The organism is Aromatoleum sp. (assembly GCF_032027225.1).
Lineage (GTDB): Bacteria > Pseudomonadota > Gammaproteobacteria > Burkholderiales > Rhodocyclaceae > Aromatoleum.
In genome coordinates this window covers 100694-114679 of the sequence record NZ_JAVSMM010000017.1, presented here as the reverse complement: position 1 = coordinate 114679, position 13986 = coordinate 100694, and the positions used below count along the sequence as shown (strand labels likewise).

Here is a 13986-nt window from a genome sequence, read left to right as displayed (position 1 = left end):
GGCGGGCGACAACGTCGGCGTGCTGCTGCGCGGCACGAAGCGTGAAGACGTCGAGCGTGGTCAGGTGCTGTGCAAGCCGGGTTCGATCAAGCCGCACACCCACTTTACCGGTGAGGTGTATGTGCTGTCGAAGGAAGAGGGTGGTCGTCACACGCCGTTCTTCAATAACTATCGTCCGCAGTTCTACTTCCGTACGACCGACGTGACCGGTTCGATCGAGCTGCCCGAAGGCACCGAGATGGTCATGCCGGGCGACAACGTGTCGATCACCGTGAAGCTGATGGCGCCGATCGCGATGGAAGAAGGTCTGCGTTTCGCGATCCGCGAAGGCGGCCGTACCGTCGGCGCGGGCGTCGTCGCGAAGATCATCGAGTAAGAAGAAGAAGACTGTTCCGCCCGGGGCCTGTCGCCCCGGGCTCGCTCTTTTTAGGACCTCCCAAATGCAAAACCAGAAGATCCGCATCCGTCTGAAGGCGTTCGACTATCGACTGATCGACCAGTCCGCGCTTGAGATCGTCGACACCGCAAAGCGTACCGGTGCCGTGGTCCGTGGGCCGGTGCCGCTGCCGACGCGCATCGAGCGTTTCGACGTGCTGCGTTCGCCGCATGTGAACAAGGCTTCGCGCGACCAGTTCGAGATTCGCACGCATCAGCGGCTGATGGACATCATCGATCCGACTGACAAGACCGTCGACGCCCTGATGAAGCTCGACCTTCCTGCCGGTGTCGACGTCGAGATCAAGCTGCAGTAAGCGTCCCCGCTTGCGGCGTTTCGAAAAAGGCCGGTATAATCCGGCCTTTACGCCTTTTGGCGTAAAATTTTTTATAGGGCCCGGTCAATCGTAACCGGGGATCAGGAGAAAAAAATGAGTCTAGGCCTTGTAGGGCGCAAGGTTGGCATGACTCGCATTTTCGCTGAGGACGGCAGGAGTGTCCCGGTGACGGTGCTTGACGTGTCCAATAATCGAGTGACCCAAGTCAAGACGCCTGAAAGCGACGGCTATGCCGCCGTTCAGGTGACGTTCGGCAAGCGCCGTGCGAGCCGGGTTGGAAAACCCCTTGCCGGTCATCTCGCCAAGGCTGGCGTCGAAGCCGGCCATATCCTCAAGGAATTCCGCGTCGAAACCGAGCAGGTCGCCGGCTTCAAGTCGGGCGACGTCGTCGGTGTCGACCTATTTGCCGTCGGTCAGAAGGTGGATGTCACCGGCACGTCGATCGGCAAGGGTTTCACGGGTTCCATCAAGCGTCACAACTTCTCGTCGAACCGCGCATCGCACGGTAACTCGATTTCGCACAACGCTCCCGGTTCGATCGGCATGGCGCAGGATCCGGGTCGGGTGTTCCCCGGTAAGCGGATGGCGGGTCAGTATGGGAACGTCACGCGCACGACGCAGGGTCTCGAGGTCGTTCGCGTCGATGTCGAACGTCAGTTGCTCCTGGTTAAGGGGGCTGTACCTGGCTCGAAGGGTGGCGATGTCATCGTCCGTCCTGCGGTCAAGGCCCGTGGCTGAGCGAGGGCGTTATGGAACTTAAGCTGTTGAATGATCAGGGTCAGCAGGCGGCGACGCTGCAGGCTTCTGATGCGCTGTTCGGTCGCGATTACAACGAAGCGCTGGTCCATCAGGTCGTCGTCGCTTACATGGCCAACGCGCGCTCGGGCAACCGTGCCCAGAAGGGGCGCTCGGAGATTGCCAAGTCGACGCACAAGCCGTGGCGGCAGAAGGGTACGGGTCGTGCTCGTGCCGGTATGGCGTCGAGCCCGCTGTGGCGCGGGGGTGGTCGGGCGTTCCCGAACAAGCCCGACGAGAATTTCTCGCAAAAGGTCAATCGCAAGATGTACCGCGCCGGCGTGGCTGCGATCCTGTCGCAGCTCGCACGCGAAGATCGTCTGGCGATCGTCGAGAACTTCAGCGTCGAGGCGCCGAAGACCAAGTTGCTGTCGCAGAAGCTGAAGGGGATGGGGCTCGAGTCCGTTCTCGTGATCACTGATGCGTTCGATGAAAACCTGTTCCTCTCTTCCCGTAACCTGCACGACGTGCTGGTTCTCGAGGTCAGCGAGGCGGACCCGGTGTCGCTTGTTCACTATGAGAAAGTCATCGTGACGAAGGGCGCGCTGGCCAAGATGGAGGAGGCTTGGCAATGAGCGGATTCAGCCAAGAGCGTCTGATGCAGGTGCTGCTCGCGCCCCAGATCTCCGAAAAGGCGACCTACGTCGCCGACAAGAACGAGCAAGTGGTTTTCAAGGTCGCGCCGTCGGCGACGAAGCCCGAAGTGAAGGCGGCTGTCGAGCTCCTGTTCAAGGTCGAAGTGAAGTCGGTCCAGATCTCGAACGTGAAGGGGAAGATCAAGCGCTTCGGCAAGATGATGGGCCGCCGCAAGGACTGGAAGAAGGCCTTCGTGTGCCTCAAGCCGGGCCAGGAAATCAATTTCGTGGCCGGGGAGTGACGAATCATGGCATTGGTTAAACTCAAGCCCACGTCCGCCGGCCGTCGCGCGATGGTCAAGGTGGTCAATGCGGACCTCTACAAAGGCCGTCCGCACGCAGCGCTCCTCGAGAAGCAATCGAAGAGCGCAGGGCGCAACAACAGCGGGCGCATCACGGTTCGCCATCAGGGCGGTGGTCACAAGCAGCATTACCGTCTCGTCGATTTTCGTCGCAACAAGGACGGGATTGCGGCCCGCGTCGAACGCATCGAGTACGACCCGAACCGGTCGGCGAACATCGCGCTGGTTTGCTACAGCGATGGCGAACGTTCCTACATCATCGCAGCGAAGGGACTCGAAGTCGGCCAGACGGTCGTCAGCGGTCCGGAAGCGCCGATCAAAACCGGTAACGTGCTGCCGATCCGGAACATCCCGGTGGGTTCGACGATCCACTGCGTCGAAATGATGCCCGGGAAGGGCGCGCAGATCGCCCGTGCGGCCGGCACCTCGGTTCAGCTCCTTGCGCGCGAAGGCGCGTACGCGCAGATCCGTCTGCGCTCGGGCGAAGTCCGGCGCGTTCACGTCGAGTGCCGCGCCGCGATCGGCGTCGTCGGCAACGAAGAGCATGGACTGCGCAAGATCGGCAAGGCGGGCGCGAACCGCTGGCGCGGTATTCGTCCGACGGTCCGCGGTGTTGCGATGAACCCGGTGGATCACCCGCATGGTGGCGGCGAGGGCCGTACCGGCGAGGGCGGTGTGCCGCGCAGTCCGTGGGGCCAGCCGACGAAGGGCTACCGTACGCGCAGCAACAAGCGCACCGATACGATGATCGTGCAGCGTCGTCACAAGCGTTAAGGGGTAACAGATGGCACGTTCTATTAAAAAAGGCCCGTTTGTCGACGCGCACCTGCTGAAGAAGGTTGACGCCGCCCGGGCGAGCAACGACAAGCGTCCGATCAAGACCTGGTCGCGCCGTTCCACGGTGCTGCCGGACTTCGTCGGCTTGACGATTGCAGTCCATAACGGTCGTCAGCACGTTCCGGTATTCGTCTCGGAAAACATGGTCGGCCACAAGCTCGGCGAGTTCGCGCTGACCCGGACGTTCAAGGGTCACGCCGCGAGCAAGAAGGCGAAGAGGTAAGGAGTCATCATGGAAACCAGAGCAATTCTCCGGGGCGTTCGCCTGTCGGCCCAGAAAGGCCGGCTGGTGGCGGACCTCGTGCGGGGCAGGCCGGTTGATCAGGCGCTCAATGTCCTCGCCTTCTCGCCGAAAAAAGGCGCGAAGATCATCCGCAAGGTGGTCGAGTCGGCAATCGCAAACGCTGAGCATAACGATGGCGCAGACATCGACACCCTTAAGGTGAAGACGATCTACGTCGAGGAAGGCACGTCGCTGAAGCGCTTTACCGCGCGGGCCAAGGGGCGCGGCAACCGCATCCTGAAGCCGACCTGCCACATCTACGTGACCGTCGGAGAATAAGGGGTAATTATGGGTCAGAAAATTCATCCGACCGGATTCCGTCTCGCGGTCACGCGGGATTGGACTTCGCGTTGGTTCGCTCCCAGCGGTGATTACTCCCGCATGCTGCACGAAGATCTGAAGGTTCGGGACTTTCTGAAGAAGCGGCTCGCGCACGCCTCGGTGGGCCGGATCGTCATCGAGCGTCCGGCGAAGAACGCCCGGATCACGCTGTTCAGTGCCCGTCCCGGCGTCGTGATCGGCAAGAAGGGCGAGGACATCGAGCTGCTCAAGCGCGAACTGCAGAAGATCATGGGCGTGCCGGTGCACGTCAATATCGAGGAAGTCCGCAAGCCTGAAGTCGACGCGAAACTGATCGCCGATTCGATCGCGCAGCAACTCGAGAAGCGGATCATGTTCCGCCGCGCAATGAAGCGCGCGATGCAGAACGCGATGCGCCTGGGTGCGCAGGGCATCAAGATCATGAGCGCTGGCCGCCTGAACGGTGCGGAAATCGCGCGGACCGAGTGGTATCGCGAAGGGCGCGTGCCGTTGCACACCCTGCGCGCGGATATCGATTACGGCGTTTCGGAAGCGAAGACGACGTACGGGATCATCGGGATCAAGGTGTGGGTTTACAAGGGCGAGATGCTGGGTCGCAACGAGCGCCCGGCAGTCGTCGAGCCCGAAGCCGACGCGCGTCGTGGCCGTCGCGGTGCACCTCGTGGTCCCGAAGGCGGCGAGGGTCGTCCCGGTCGCCGTCCCGCCCGTCGTGGCAGCGCCGAGGGGCAGTCCCGGCAGCCGGAAGAAAGCAGGAGTGAATGATGCTGCAGCCGTCTAGAAGAAAGTATCGTAAGGAGCAGAAGGGCCGGAACACCGGCGTCGCCACGCGCGGCGCGAAGGTGAGCTTCGGCGAGTTCGGGCTCAAGGCGGTCGGTCGCGGGCGTCTGACGGCGCGACAGATCGAGTCGGCGCGTCGTGCGATGACCCGCCACATCAAGCGGGGTGGTCGCATCTGGATCCGCATTTTCCCGGACAAGCCGATCTCGAAGAAGCCGGCGGAAGTGCGGATGGGTAACGGTAAGGGCAACCCCGAATACTGGGTCGCCGAGATCCAGCCCGGCAAGGTGTTGTACGAGATGGACGGAGTCGACGAGACGCTCGCCCGTGAGGCCTTCCGGCTTGCCGCCGCGAAGCTTCCGCTCGAGACGGTCTTCGTCCACCGTCAGCTAGGGGCGTAAGCATGAAAGCGAGTGAACTCCGCGCGAAGAGCGCCGGTGAATTGAATCAAGAGTTGCTCGAGCTGCTGAAAGCGCAGTTTTCGCTGCGTATGCAACTTGCGACGCAGCAGCTCGGTAATACGAGCCAACTCGGAAAGGTGCGCCGCGACATCGCGCGCGTGCGCACGCTTCTGCGGGAAAAGGCGGTGCAGAAATGACCGAACAGATCGAAAAAGTCCGGCGTACGCTGGTTGGTCGAGTCGTCAGCGACAAAATGCAGAACACGGTCACCGTGCTCGTCGAGCGTCGCGTCAAGCACGAACTTTACGGCAAGATCATTACCCGCTCGGCGAAGTACCACGCTCATGTGGAAGACGGGAGTGCCGCAGCCGGTGATTTGGTCGAGATCGAAGAATGCCGCCCGATCTCGAAGACCAAATCTTGGCGCGTAGCCAAGGTTCTCGAAAAAGCTCGCGTTATCTGAACTCTGGATAACACTCAGACAGCTTGGCAGTAACATGCCGAGCTGTTATAATTTTCGATCTTTGCTTTCGCTCCTCGGAGCTTCTTACCCGTACGGGTTCCAAGACTGACCGCTGTAGCGGGGCAAGTTGGAGATAAATTCATGATTCAAATGCAGTCCAGGCTGGACGTCGCCGACAATACGGGCGCGCGTTCGGTGATGTGCATCAAGGTGCTCGGCGGTTCCAAGCGCCGTTATGCGGGCATCGGCGACATCATCAAGGTCACGATCAAGGATGCGGCTCCGCGTGGCCGTGTCAAGAAGGGCGATATCTACAGCGCCGTCGTCGTGCGCACCGCGAAGGGTGTGCGACGTCCCGATGGTTCGCTTGTGAAGTTCGATAGCAACGCTGCGGTGCTGCTCAACAACAAGCTCGAGCCGATCGGTACGCGCATCTTCGGGCCGGTCACGCGCGAATTGCGCACCGAGCGGTTCATGAAGATTGTCTCGCTGGCGCCTGAAGTGCTCTAAGGAGTTATCGAGATGAACAAGATCCGCAAGGGTGATGAAGTGGTTGTTCTGACCGGCAAGGATCGCGGGCGTCGCGGTTTGGTGCTGAGTCGGGTTGGTGACGAGCGCGTTGTGGTCGAGGGTGTGAATCGTGCCAAGAAGCACGTACGCCCGAATCCGCTCAAGGGTGAGGTGGGTGGCATCGTCGAAAAGGAAATGCCGCTGCATATTTCCAACGTCGCTTTGTTCAACCCCGCTGCCCAAAAGGGCGATCGCGTGGGTATCAGGGTGCTTGAGGACGGCCGCAAGGTGCGGTTCTTCAAGTCGAATGGCGAACTGGTGGACGCGTAAGGAGTGGCAATGGCGCGCTTGCAGCAGCATTACAAGGAAACGGTTGCTCCCGAATTGCTGAAGCAGTTCGGTTACAAGTCCGTGATGGAGGTGCCGCGCATCTCCAAAATCACCCTGAACATGGGGGTGGGTGAGGCCGTCGGCGACAAGAAGATTCTTGAGCACGCCGTCGGGGACATGGTCAAGATCGCCGGTCAGAAGCCGGTTGTCACCAAGGCGCGTAAATCCATCGCGGGCTTCAAGATTCGCGACGGCTATCCGATCGGATGCATGGTTACGCTGCGCGGGGCGAAGATGTACGAATTCCTCGATCGCCTGGTGACGGTCGCGATGCCGCGCATCCGCGACTTCCGTGGAATCGGCGGGAAGGGTTTTGATGGTCGGGGTAACTACAACCTCGGGATCAAAGAGCAGATCATCTTCCCCGAAATCGAGTACGACAAGATCGATGCGCTTCGCGGAATGAACATCAGCATCACGACGACCGCGAAGAGCGATCAGGAAGCGCGCGCGCTGCTCGCCGCGTTCAAGTTTCCGTTCAAGAATTGAGGGTGTTATGGCGAAACTGGCTTTGATCAATCGCGAAGAGAAGCGCCGCAAGATGGTGGAAAAGTTCGCCGCCAAGCGCGCCGCGCTGATCGCGCAGATCAACGATTTCAAGCTGTCGGAAGAAGAGCGCATGAGTGCGCGTCTGAAGTTGCAGCAGTTGCCGCGCAATGCAAGTCCGGTTCGCGAGCGGAACCGCTGTGCCCTGACCGGTCGTCCGCGTGGCGTTTTCCGCAAATTCGGCATTTGCCGCAACAAGCTTCGCGATCTCGCGTTCCGCGGCGAAGTTCCCGGCATGACCAAGGCGAGCTGGTAAGGAGATTAGCAGATGAGTATGTCCGATCCTATCGCCGACATGCTGACCCGGATCCGCAATGGTCAGCAGGCTCAGAAGGTCAGTGTATCGATGCCTTGCTCGAAGCTGAAGGTCGCGATCGCCAAGGTTTTGCAGGACGAAGGTTACATCGACGGTTACTCGGTTCGCGAGGCGGATGGCAAGCCCGAGCTCGACGTCGCGCTCAAGTATTACGCCGGACGCCCGGTTATTGAGCGCATCGAGCGTGTCAGCCGTCCTGGCCTGCGCGTGTACAAGAGCACTGTCGATCTGCCGCGTGTCATGAACGGTCTCGGTGTCGCCATCGTTTCCACGCCGCGCGGCGTGATGACCGATCGTGCGGCGCGTGCCGGTCACGTTGGCGGCGAAGTGATTTGCTACGTCGCATAAGGGGGTTTCATGTCTCGTGTAGCTAAGAATCCGATTGCAATTCCGAAGGGCGTCGAAGTCACTATCGGCGCCGGCGAAGTTGCGGTCAAGGGCCCCCTCGGTTCGGTGAGGCAGTACATCGGCGACGCGGTCGTGGTCGAGCGCGAAGGCGACGAGCTCGTGTGCAAGGCGCGGGAAGGTGCCGTGAACGCACGTGCGATGTCCGGGACCGTGCGGGCGCTGGTGAATAACATGGTGACTGGAGTCACGAAAGGGTTCGAGCGCAAACTCACGCTGGTCGGTGTCGGCTATCGGGCTCAAGCCCAGGGTGACAAGCTGAACCTGACGCTGGGTTTTTCGCATCCGGTGGTCCATCAGATGCCGACCGGTGTGAAAGTGGAAACGCCGACCCAGACCGAGATCGTGATCAAGGGTATCGACAAGCAGCAAGTCGGTCAGGTCGCAGCCGAGGTGCGTGCATACCGCGAACCCGAGCCTTACAAGGGCAAGGGCGTCCGTTATTCGGACGAAGTGGTTGTGCTCAAGGAAACCAAGAAGAAGTAAGGGCGGTTCGTCATGAACAAGAAAGAAGTTCGTCTGCGTCGTGCTCGTAAAACCCGAGCCAAAATCGCGGAGCTGAAGTCGGTGCGCCTCACCGTGTTCCGGTCCAACTCCCACATCTATGCACAAGTCATCGACGGCAGCGGAGCGCGGGTGCTGGCAGCCGCCTCGACTGTCGAGACCGACGTGCGTTCGCAAGTCGCGAATGGTGGCAACAAGCAAGCCGCGCAAGTCGTCGGAAAGCTGATTGCCGAGCGCGCGAAGGCTGCCGGCATTGAGGCGGTTGCTTTCGACCGTGCCGGCTTCCAGTATCACGGTCGCGTCAAGGCGCTGGCCGAGGCCGCCCGCGAAGGCGGACTCAAGTTCTAAGCGAGGATTCGAATGGCTAAGCAACAAAGCAAGCGACCGCAGGCGTCGGAAGAGCGGGATGACGGCCTTCGCGAAAAGATGGTCGCCATCAACCGTGTGACGAAGGTCGTCAAAGGTGGCCGAATCCTCGGGTTCGCTGCGCTGACGGTGGTCGGCGACGGCGACGGCGGTGTCGGGATGGGTAAGGGCAAGTCGCGCGAAGTGCCGGTCGCAGTGCAGAAGGCAATGGACGAGGCGCGCCGCAAGCTGACAAAAATTCCGCTGAAGAACGGCACGCTCCAGCACTCGGTGGTCGGCAAGCACGGCGCGTCCGAAGTGCTGATGCAGCCCGCCCCGAGCGGCTCCGGCATCATCGCCGGTGGCCCGATGCGCGCGGTGTTCGAGGTGATGGGCGTGACCGACGTCACGTGCAAGTGCCTCGGCTCGGCCAATCCGTACAACGTCGTGCGTGCCACGCTCAACGGTTTGCTCGCGATCAACACGCCGGCGCAGATCGCTGCCAAGCGTGGCAAGACCGTTGAAGAGATTCTGGGGTAAGCAATGTCCGAGAAAACGATCAAAGTCACGCTCGTGAAGAGCGTGATCGGCACCAAGCAGTCGCACCGTGCGACGGTTCGCGGGCTCGGTCTGCGGCGCATGCATCACACGGTCGAACTGCAGGACACGCCCGAAGTTCGCGGCATGGTGAACAAGGTGTCCTACCTTGTGAAGTGTGAGGGTTGATATGCGGCTCAATACGATTAAACCCGCGGCGGGATCGAAGTCGCCGGCCAAACGCGTCGGACGCGGTATCGGCAGCGGTCTCGGCAAGACTTGCGGTCGGGGTCACAAGGGGCAGAAGTCGCGCGCAGGCGGTTTCCACAAGGTCGGTTTCGAGGGCGGTCAGATGCCGTTGCAGCGCCGTTTGCCGAAGCGTGGCTTCGTGTCGCTGACCGCTTCGCGGAACGTCGAAGTGCGGTTGTCGGAGCTCGACAAGCTGCCGGTCGACGAGATCGATCTGTTGGTGCTCATGCAAGCCGGCGTTGTTCCGGGTGACGCGCTGGCCGCGAAGGTGGTGCTCTCGGGCAGCATTGGGCGCAAGATCACGCTCCGCGGTGTCGGCGCGACCAAAGGTGCAGTCGCAGCGATCGAAGCTGCCGGCGGCTCCGTGGTGTCCGAGTAAACGAAGGAATCGCAAAGTGGCCAATCCTGCTGCCACACTGGGTACGCCCGGCCGCTTCGGTGATCTGAAGCGCCGGGTGCTGTTCTTGGTGGGGGCGCTGGTCGTCTACCGCCTTGGTGCGCACATCCCTGTTCCCGGCATCGATCCGGAGCGGCTGGCGGAGCTGTTCCAGTCGCAGGCCGGGGGCATTCTCGGGGTCTTCAACCTCTTCTCGGGCGGCGCGCTTTCGCGCTTCACGATCTTCGCGCTGGGGATCATGCCGTACATTTCGGCATCGATCATCATGCAACTGATGACGGTTGCGGTGCCGCAACTCGAGGCATTGAAGAAGGAAGGTGAGGCGGGGCGGCGGAAGATCACCCAGTACACCCGCTACGGAACGGTGGCGCTCGCGTTCGCTCAGTCCCTCGGGATCGCGATTGCGCTGGAGAGTCAACCCGGATTGGTGCTTGAGCCCGGTCTGATGTTCCGCTTCGTCACCGTTGCGACCCTGGTCACCGGCACGATGTTCCTGATGTGGCTCGGCGAGCAGATCACCGAGCGCGGCGTCGGCAACGGCATCTCGCTGATCATTTTCGCAGGTATCGCGGCCGGACTCCCGAGCGCGATCGGCGGATTGTTCGAACTGGTCCGTACTGGTGCGATGCATCCCTTCACTGCGCTGTTGATCTGTGTGCTTGTCGTGCTGGTTACCGGGTTCGTCGTGTTCGTCGAGCGCGGACAGCGGAAGATTCTGGTGAACTACGCCAAACGCCAGGTCGGCAACAAGATCTACGGTGGGCAAAGCTCGCACCTTCCGTTGAAATTGAACATGTCGGGTGTGATTCCTCCGATCTTCGCGTCGAGCATCATCCTGTTTCCGGCGACGCTGGGACAATGGTTCGGTTCTTCGGAGGGAATGACGTGGCTACGTGACATTTCTTCCACGCTCGCTCCGGGGCAACCAATCTACGTGATGCTCTATGCGGCGGCGATCGTGTTTTTCTGTTTCTTCTACACGGCGCTGGTGTTCAATGCGCGGGAGACGGCGGACAACCTGAAGAAGAGCGGTGCATTCGTTCCTGGAATCCGTCCGGGCGATCAAACTGCTCGTTACATCGACAAGATCCTTACGAGACTGACGCTCGTCGGAGCGGTGTACATCACGCTGGTGTGCCTGCTGCCCGAGTTCCTGATTCTGAAATGGAACGTGCCGTTCTACTTCGGCGGGACTTCGCTCCTCATCATCGTCGTCGTGACGATGGACTTCATGTCGCAGGTCCAGGCGTACGTGATGTCTCACCAATACGAAAGTTTGCTGAAAAAGGCGAACTTTAAGGGTGCGGGTCTTCCTATCAGGTAAGTCATGACGAAGGAAGACGTCATCGAGATGCAGGGCGAGGTCACCGAGAACCTTCCCAATGCAACCTTCCGTGTCCGCCTCGAAAACGGACATTCGGTTCTCGGATACATCTCCGGGAAGATGCGGATGCATTACATCCGCATTCTTCCTGGCGACAAGGTCTCTGTGCAACTGACGCCCTACGACCTGACCAAGGCCCGGATCGTTTTCCGGACCAAGTAATCAAGAAACAGGAGTAACAAAATGAGAGTTCAGGCTTCGGTAAAGCGGCTTTGCCGCAACTGCAAGATCGTCCGCCGCAAAGGCGTGGTGCGGGTGATTTGCGTCGACCCGCGTCACAAGCAGCGCCAAGGTTGATCTGCAGGCGTTCACCGTTTATTATTTAATGTTTCGCTTTTTGGGGTAATCGAATGGCCCGTATTGCTGGGGTAAACATTCCCAACCACAAGCATGCCGAGATTGCGCTGACCGCCATCTATGGAATTGGCCGTTCGCGTGCTCAGAACATTTGCGATGCCGCCAGCGTGGCGCGTTGGACGAAGATGAAGGATCTGACCGAGTCCGACATGGAGCGTCTGCGTGACGAGGTGGCGAAGTTCGTCGTCGAGGGCGATCTGCGCCGCGAGACGACGATGAATATCAAGCGCCTGATGGACCTGGGCTGCTATCGAGGTGTCCGTCACCGTCGCGGCTTGCCGCTGCGCGGTCAGAGGACCCGGACTAACGCTCGCACGCGCAAGGGACCGCGCAAGGCGATCGCCGGCAAGAAGTGATAGGAACTGATAATGGCTAAAACTGCTGCGAAAGTTCGCAAGAAAGTCAAGAAGAACGTTGCCGAAGGCATCGCTCACGTCCACGCTAGCTTCAACAACACGATCATCACGATTACCGACCGTCAGGGTAACGCCCTGTCATGGGCGACGTCGGGTGGTGCGGGTTTCAAGGGTTCGCGCAAGAGCACTCCGTTCGCAGCGCAGGTCGCTGCCGAAGCGGCCGGCAAGGCTGCCCAGGAATGCGGCGTCAAGAACCTCGAAGTGCGCATCAAGGGGCCTGGCCCCGGTCGTGAATCGGCTGTTCGCGCGCTCAACGCGCTGGGCATGAAGATTTCCAGCATTACCGACATCACGCCGATTCCGCACAACGGTTGCCGGCCGCCCAAAAAGCGTCGGATCTGACTTGGCGAATTTGCAAGGAGTTTAACGTGGCTCGTAATCTGGATCCCAAGTGCCGCCAGTGCCGGCGCGAGGGCGAAAAGTTGTTTCTGAAAGCCGAGAAGTGCTTTACCGACAAATGCGCGATCGAGCGACGCTCGTATGCGCCGGGTCAGCATGGTCAGCGATCTGGTCAGCGCATGTCGGGCTACGGCGTGCAATTGCGCGAGAAGCAGAAGATCCGTCGCTTGTACGGCGTCCTCGAAGCGCAATTCCGCAAAGTCTACGGCGAGGCCGAGCGCCGCCGCGGTCAGACCGGTGAAAACCTTCTGCAACTGCTCGAAGGCCGCCTCGACTCCGTCGTCTATCGGATGGGTTTTGGTGGCTCGCGCGCGGAATCGCGCCAGCTGGTCCGCCACAACGGCATTCTGGTGAACGGCAAACGGGTCAACATCCCGTCGTACGTCGTGCGCCCGGGCGAGGTCGTCGAATTGACCGAGGCGGCTCGCGGCCAACTGCGCGTCAAGGCGGCTCTCGAAGCGGCCGCATCGCGTGGTTTCCCCGAATGGCTCGAGGTCGACGTCAAGGCCGGCAAGGGCATCTTCAAGGCTTACCCACAACGCGCCGAGCTGCCGCCGACGATCAACGAAAGTCTGGTCGTCGAACTGTACTCCCGCTAACGGGTTCGCCCGAAGAATCAAAGATTCGAGGAACTGCTGATGCAAAGCAATTCGCTGCTGAAACCCCGCATCATCGACGTCCAGAGTGTTTCGCCGGTTCAGGCCCGCGTGACGATGGAACCGTTCGAGCGCGGTTTCGGCCATACCCTGGGGAATGCGCTTCGGCGTATCCTCTTGTCCTCGCTGCCGGGCTATGCTCCGACCGAAGTGTCGATCGAGGGCGTGCTGCACGAGTACTCGACGCTGGATGGCGTCCGCGAGGATATTGTCGACTTGCTGCTGAACCTCAAGGGCGTGGTGCTCAAGCTCCACAACCGCAGCGAAGCAACCTTGCGGCTGGCCAAGTCCGGTGACGGCGTCGTGACGGCGCGTGACATCGAAGTCAGCCACGACGTGGAAATCATCAACCCGGATCACGTGATCGCGCATCTTGCCCCCGGCGGCAAGCTCGACATGCAGATCAAGGTCGAGGAGGGCCGCGGGTATGTGCCGGGTAACGTCCGCCCGATCGCCGGCGAGAGCAAGACGATCGGACGTGTCGTTCTGGACGCGTCGTTCAGCCCGGTGCGGCGAGTCAGCTACCTCGTCGAAAGCGCGCGCGTCGAACAGCGTACGGACTTGGACCGTTTGGTGATCGATATCGAGACCAACGGTGCGGTCGACCCGGAAGAGGCCATCCGCTACGCCGCGCGCGTGCTGATGGACCAGTTGTCGGTGTTCGCCGATCTCGAAGGGACCGCTCCGATTGTCGAGACCTCGGCAGCGCAGACTATCGACCCGGTGTTGCTCCGCCCGGTCGATGATCTCGAACTGACCGTGCGATCGGCCAACTGTCTCAAGGCCGAGAACATCTACTACATCGGCGACCTGATTCAGCGGACCGAGACGGAACTGTTGAAGACGCCGAACCTGGGGCGCAAGTCGCTAAATGAAATCAAGGAAGTGTTGGCCTCGCGTGGGCTGACTCTCGGCATGAAACTGGAAAACTGGCCTCCGGCCGGGCTTGAAAAGCTCGGTTGAGACGTCAGTTGAGTGAGGAAGAAAA

General features: G+C 60.7%; 28 protein-coding genes and 1 pseudogene. All 29 read left to right on the top strand.

Annotated features, from left to right (window positions below):
* Nucleotides 1-376, top strand: a pseudogene (tuf, locus tag ROZ37_RS17260) (elongation factor Tu); the annotation flags it as partial.
* Nucleotides 377-440: 64 nt separating this feature from the next.
* Nucleotides 441-752, top strand: a complete 312-nt coding sequence (rpsJ, locus tag ROZ37_RS17255) for a 30S ribosomal protein S10 (RefSeq protein ID WP_312661189.1) — start codon at nucleotides 441-443, stop codon at nucleotides 750-752.
* Between the two features lie 114 nt (nucleotides 753-866).
* On the top strand, nucleotides 867-1511 hold the full coding sequence (gene rplC / locus ROZ37_RS17250; RefSeq protein ID WP_312661188.1) for a 50S ribosomal protein L3: 645 nt from the start codon (nucleotides 867-869) through the stop codon (nucleotides 1509-1511).
* Between the two features lie 11 nt (nucleotides 1512-1522).
* Nucleotides 1523-2143, top strand: a complete 621-nt coding sequence (gene rplD, locus ROZ37_RS17245; protein WP_312661186.1) for a 50S ribosomal protein L4 — start codon at nucleotides 1523-1525, stop codon at nucleotides 2141-2143.
* Nucleotides 2140-2445, top strand: coding sequence for a 50S ribosomal protein L23 (gene rplW / locus ROZ37_RS17240; protein WP_312661184.1), 306 nt, complete (start codon nucleotides 2140-2142; stop codon nucleotides 2443-2445). Before rplD ends, rplW begins: the two co-directional genes overlap by 4 nt.
* Nucleotides 2446-2451: 6 nt before the next feature.
* Nucleotides 2452-3279, top strand: coding sequence for a 50S ribosomal protein L2 (rplB, locus tag ROZ37_RS17235; RefSeq protein ID WP_312661183.1), 828 nt, complete (start codon nucleotides 2452-2454; stop codon nucleotides 3277-3279).
* Between the two features lie 10 nt (nucleotides 3280-3289).
* The gene (gene rpsS, locus ROZ37_RS17230; RefSeq protein ID WP_312661182.1) at nucleotides 3290-3565 is read left to right on the top strand and encodes a 30S ribosomal protein S19; all 276 of its coding nucleotides are present in this window, start codon (nucleotides 3290-3292) and stop codon (nucleotides 3563-3565) included.
* Between the two features lie 9 nt (nucleotides 3566-3574).
* Nucleotides 3575-3904 carry a 50S ribosomal protein L22 gene (rplV, locus tag ROZ37_RS17225; protein ID WP_312661181.1) on the top strand — a complete coding sequence of 110 codons (330 nt, stop codon included), beginning with the start codon at nucleotides 3575-3577 and terminating at the stop codon, nucleotides 3902-3904.
* A 9-nt stretch (nucleotides 3905-3913) separates the two neighbouring features.
* Complete coding sequence (gene rpsC, locus ROZ37_RS17220; protein WP_312661179.1) at nucleotides 3914-4708, top strand: 30S ribosomal protein S3; 795 nt, start codon at nucleotides 3914-3916, stop codon at nucleotides 4706-4708.
* Complete coding sequence (rplP, locus tag ROZ37_RS17215) at nucleotides 4708-5124, top strand: 50S ribosomal protein L16 (RefSeq protein ID WP_312661203.1); 417 nt, start codon at nucleotides 4708-4710, stop codon at nucleotides 5122-5124. Before rpsC ends, rplP begins: the two co-directional genes overlap by 1 nt.
* A gap of 2 nt (nucleotides 5125-5126) precedes the next feature.
* The gene (gene rpmC, locus ROZ37_RS17210; RefSeq protein ID WP_053420935.1) at nucleotides 5127-5321 is read left to right on the top strand and encodes a 50S ribosomal protein L29; all 195 of its coding nucleotides are present in this window, start codon (nucleotides 5127-5129) and stop codon (nucleotides 5319-5321) included.
* Complete coding sequence (gene rpsQ, locus ROZ37_RS17205) at nucleotides 5318-5587, top strand: 30S ribosomal protein S17 (RefSeq protein WP_312661173.1); 270 nt, start codon at nucleotides 5318-5320, stop codon at nucleotides 5585-5587. The genes rpmC and rpsQ overlap by 4 nt, the downstream gene beginning before the upstream one ends.
* Nucleotides 5588-5728: 141 nt before the next feature.
* Nucleotides 5729-6097 (top strand): 50S ribosomal protein L14, encoded by a 369-nt coding sequence (rplN, locus tag ROZ37_RS17200; RefSeq protein WP_312661171.1) that lies wholly within the window; start codon nucleotides 5729-5731, stop codon nucleotides 6095-6097.
* A 12-nt stretch (nucleotides 6098-6109) separates the two neighbouring features.
* Nucleotides 6110-6427 carry a 50S ribosomal protein L24 gene (gene rplX / locus ROZ37_RS17195; protein ID WP_312661170.1) on the top strand — a complete coding sequence of 106 codons (318 nt, stop codon included), beginning with the start codon at nucleotides 6110-6112 and terminating at the stop codon, nucleotides 6425-6427.
* Nucleotides 6428-6436: 9 nt separating this feature from the next.
* Entirely contained in the window at nucleotides 6437-6976 is a 540-nt protein-coding gene (gene rplE, locus ROZ37_RS17190) for a 50S ribosomal protein L5 (RefSeq protein WP_312661169.1), read from the top strand.
* A 7-nt stretch (nucleotides 6977-6983) separates the two neighbouring features.
* Nucleotides 6984-7289, top strand: a complete 306-nt coding sequence (gene rpsN, locus ROZ37_RS17185) for a 30S ribosomal protein S14 (RefSeq protein ID WP_312661168.1) — start codon at nucleotides 6984-6986, stop codon at nucleotides 7287-7289.
* A gap of 12 nt (nucleotides 7290-7301) precedes the next feature.
* Entirely contained in the window at nucleotides 7302-7697 is a 396-nt protein-coding gene (gene rpsH, locus ROZ37_RS17180) for a 30S ribosomal protein S8 (RefSeq protein ID WP_312661167.1), read from the top strand.
* 9 nt (nucleotides 7698-7706) lie between these two features.
* Nucleotides 7707-8240 (top strand): 50S ribosomal protein L6, encoded by a 534-nt coding sequence (gene rplF / locus ROZ37_RS17175; protein ID WP_312661166.1) that lies wholly within the window; start codon nucleotides 7707-7709, stop codon nucleotides 8238-8240.
* A 12-nt stretch (nucleotides 8241-8252) separates the two neighbouring features.
* On the top strand, nucleotides 8253-8606 hold the full coding sequence (gene rplR, locus ROZ37_RS17170) for a 50S ribosomal protein L18 (protein ID WP_312661165.1): 354 nt from the start codon (nucleotides 8253-8255) through the stop codon (nucleotides 8604-8606).
* Between the two features lie 12 nt (nucleotides 8607-8618).
* Nucleotides 8619-9143, top strand: coding sequence for a 30S ribosomal protein S5 (gene rpsE / locus ROZ37_RS17165; protein WP_312661164.1), 525 nt, complete (start codon nucleotides 8619-8621; stop codon nucleotides 9141-9143).
* A gap of 3 nt (nucleotides 9144-9146) precedes the next feature.
* The gene (gene rpmD, locus ROZ37_RS17160; RefSeq protein WP_312661163.1) at nucleotides 9147-9329 is read left to right on the top strand and encodes a 50S ribosomal protein L30; all 183 of its coding nucleotides are present in this window, start codon (nucleotides 9147-9149) and stop codon (nucleotides 9327-9329) included.
* A gap of 1 nt (nucleotide 9330) precedes the next feature.
* Nucleotides 9331-9768, top strand: a complete 438-nt coding sequence (gene rplO / locus ROZ37_RS17155; protein WP_312661162.1) for a 50S ribosomal protein L15 — start codon at nucleotides 9331-9333, stop codon at nucleotides 9766-9768.
* Nucleotides 9769-9784: 16 nt separating this feature from the next.
* Nucleotides 9785-11110, top strand: a complete 1326-nt coding sequence (gene secY, locus ROZ37_RS17150) for a preprotein translocase subunit SecY (protein WP_312661160.1) — start codon at nucleotides 9785-9787, stop codon at nucleotides 11108-11110.
* 3 nt (nucleotides 11111-11113) lie between these two features.
* Nucleotides 11114-11332, top strand: coding sequence for a translation initiation factor IF-1 (infA, locus tag ROZ37_RS17145; protein WP_312661158.1), 219 nt, complete (start codon nucleotides 11114-11116; stop codon nucleotides 11330-11332).
* A 21-nt stretch (nucleotides 11333-11353) separates the two neighbouring features.
* On the top strand, nucleotides 11354-11467 hold the full coding sequence (gene rpmJ, locus ROZ37_RS17140; RefSeq protein ID WP_084600394.1) for a 50S ribosomal protein L36: 114 nt from the start codon (nucleotides 11354-11356) through the stop codon (nucleotides 11465-11467).
* 53 nt (nucleotides 11468-11520) lie between these two features.
* A complete protein-coding gene (gene rpsM / locus ROZ37_RS17135; protein WP_312661154.1) occupies nucleotides 11521-11883 on the top strand; it encodes a 30S ribosomal protein S13 in 363 nt (120 codons plus the stop codon).
* Nucleotides 11884-11895: 12 nt separating this feature from the next.
* Nucleotides 11896-12285, top strand: coding sequence for a 30S ribosomal protein S11 (gene rpsK / locus ROZ37_RS17130; RefSeq protein ID WP_011237995.1), 390 nt, complete (start codon nucleotides 11896-11898; stop codon nucleotides 12283-12285).
* 26 nt (nucleotides 12286-12311) lie between these two features.
* On the top strand, nucleotides 12312-12941 hold the full coding sequence (gene rpsD / locus ROZ37_RS17125; protein WP_312661201.1) for a 30S ribosomal protein S4: 630 nt from the start codon (nucleotides 12312-12314) through the stop codon (nucleotides 12939-12941).
* Between the two features lie 39 nt (nucleotides 12942-12980).
* Nucleotides 12981-13961 (top strand): DNA-directed RNA polymerase subunit alpha, encoded by a 981-nt coding sequence (locus tag ROZ37_RS17120; protein ID WP_312661142.1) that lies wholly within the window; start codon nucleotides 12981-12983, stop codon nucleotides 13959-13961.
* Nucleotides 13962-13986 lie beyond the last annotated feature (25 nt).

Bases quoted from the DNA above. Each gene is read 5' to 3' on its own strand.
- rpsJ (WP_312661189.1), top strand. From the start codon at position 441: ATGCAAAACCAGAAGATCCGCATCCGTCTGAAGGCGTTCGACTATCGA.
- rplC (WP_312661188.1), top strand. From the start codon at position 867: ATGAGTCTAGGCCTTGTAGGGCGCAAGGTTGGCATGACTCGCATTTTC.
- rplD (WP_312661186.1), top strand. From the start codon at position 1,523: ATGGAACTTAAGCTGTTGAATGATCAGGGTCAGCAGGCGGCGACGCTG.
- rplW (WP_312661184.1), top strand. From the start codon at position 2,140: ATGAGCGGATTCAGCCAAGAGCGTCTGATGCAGGTGCTGCTCGCGCCC.
- rplB (WP_312661183.1), top strand. From the start codon at position 2,452: ATGGCATTGGTTAAACTCAAGCCCACGTCCGCCGGCCGTCGCGCGATG.
- rpsS (WP_312661182.1), top strand. From the start codon at position 3,290: ATGGCACGTTCTATTAAAAAAGGCCCGTTTGTCGACGCGCACCTGCTG.
- rplV (WP_312661181.1), top strand. From the start codon at position 3,575: ATGGAAACCAGAGCAATTCTCCGGGGCGTTCGCCTGTCGGCCCAGAAA.
- rpsC (WP_312661179.1), top strand. From the start codon at position 3,914: ATGGGTCAGAAAATTCATCCGACCGGATTCCGTCTCGCGGTCACGCGG.
- rplP (WP_312661203.1), top strand. From the start codon at position 4,708: ATGCTGCAGCCGTCTAGAAGAAAGTATCGTAAGGAGCAGAAGGGCCGG.
- rpmC (WP_053420935.1), top strand. From the start codon at position 5,127: ATGAAAGCGAGTGAACTCCGCGCGAAGAGCGCCGGTGAATTGAATCAA.
- rpsQ (WP_312661173.1), top strand. From the start codon at position 5,318: ATGACCGAACAGATCGAAAAAGTCCGGCGTACGCTGGTTGGTCGAGTC.
- rplN (WP_312661171.1), top strand. From the start codon at position 5,729: ATGATTCAAATGCAGTCCAGGCTGGACGTCGCCGACAATACGGGCGCG.
- rplX (WP_312661170.1), top strand. From the start codon at position 6,110: ATGAACAAGATCCGCAAGGGTGATGAAGTGGTTGTTCTGACCGGCAAG.
- rplE (WP_312661169.1), top strand. From the start codon at position 6,437: ATGGCGCGCTTGCAGCAGCATTACAAGGAAACGGTTGCTCCCGAATTG.
- rpsN (WP_312661168.1), top strand. From the start codon at position 6,984: ATGGCGAAACTGGCTTTGATCAATCGCGAAGAGAAGCGCCGCAAGATG.
- rpsH (WP_312661167.1), top strand. From the start codon at position 7,302: ATGAGTATGTCCGATCCTATCGCCGACATGCTGACCCGGATCCGCAAT.
- rplF (WP_312661166.1), top strand. From the start codon at position 7,707: ATGTCTCGTGTAGCTAAGAATCCGATTGCAATTCCGAAGGGCGTCGAA.
- rplR (WP_312661165.1), top strand. From the start codon at position 8,253: ATGAACAAGAAAGAAGTTCGTCTGCGTCGTGCTCGTAAAACCCGAGCC.
- rpsE (WP_312661164.1), top strand. From the start codon at position 8,619: ATGGCTAAGCAACAAAGCAAGCGACCGCAGGCGTCGGAAGAGCGGGAT.
- rpmD (WP_312661163.1), top strand. From the start codon at position 9,147: ATGTCCGAGAAAACGATCAAAGTCACGCTCGTGAAGAGCGTGATCGGC.
- rplO (WP_312661162.1), top strand. From the start codon at position 9,331: ATGCGGCTCAATACGATTAAACCCGCGGCGGGATCGAAGTCGCCGGCC.
- infA (WP_312661158.1), top strand. From the start codon at position 11,114: ATGACGAAGGAAGACGTCATCGAGATGCAGGGCGAGGTCACCGAGAAC.
- rpmJ (WP_084600394.1), top strand. From the start codon at position 11,354: ATGAGAGTTCAGGCTTCGGTAAAGCGGCTTTGCCGCAACTGCAAGATC.
- rpsM (WP_312661154.1), top strand. From the start codon at position 11,521: ATGGCCCGTATTGCTGGGGTAAACATTCCCAACCACAAGCATGCCGAG.
- rpsK (WP_011237995.1), top strand. From the start codon at position 11,896: ATGGCTAAAACTGCTGCGAAAGTTCGCAAGAAAGTCAAGAAGAACGTT.
- ROZ37_RS17120 (WP_312661142.1), top strand. From the start codon at position 12,981: ATGCAAAGCAATTCGCTGCTGAAACCCCGCATCATCGACGTCCAGAGT.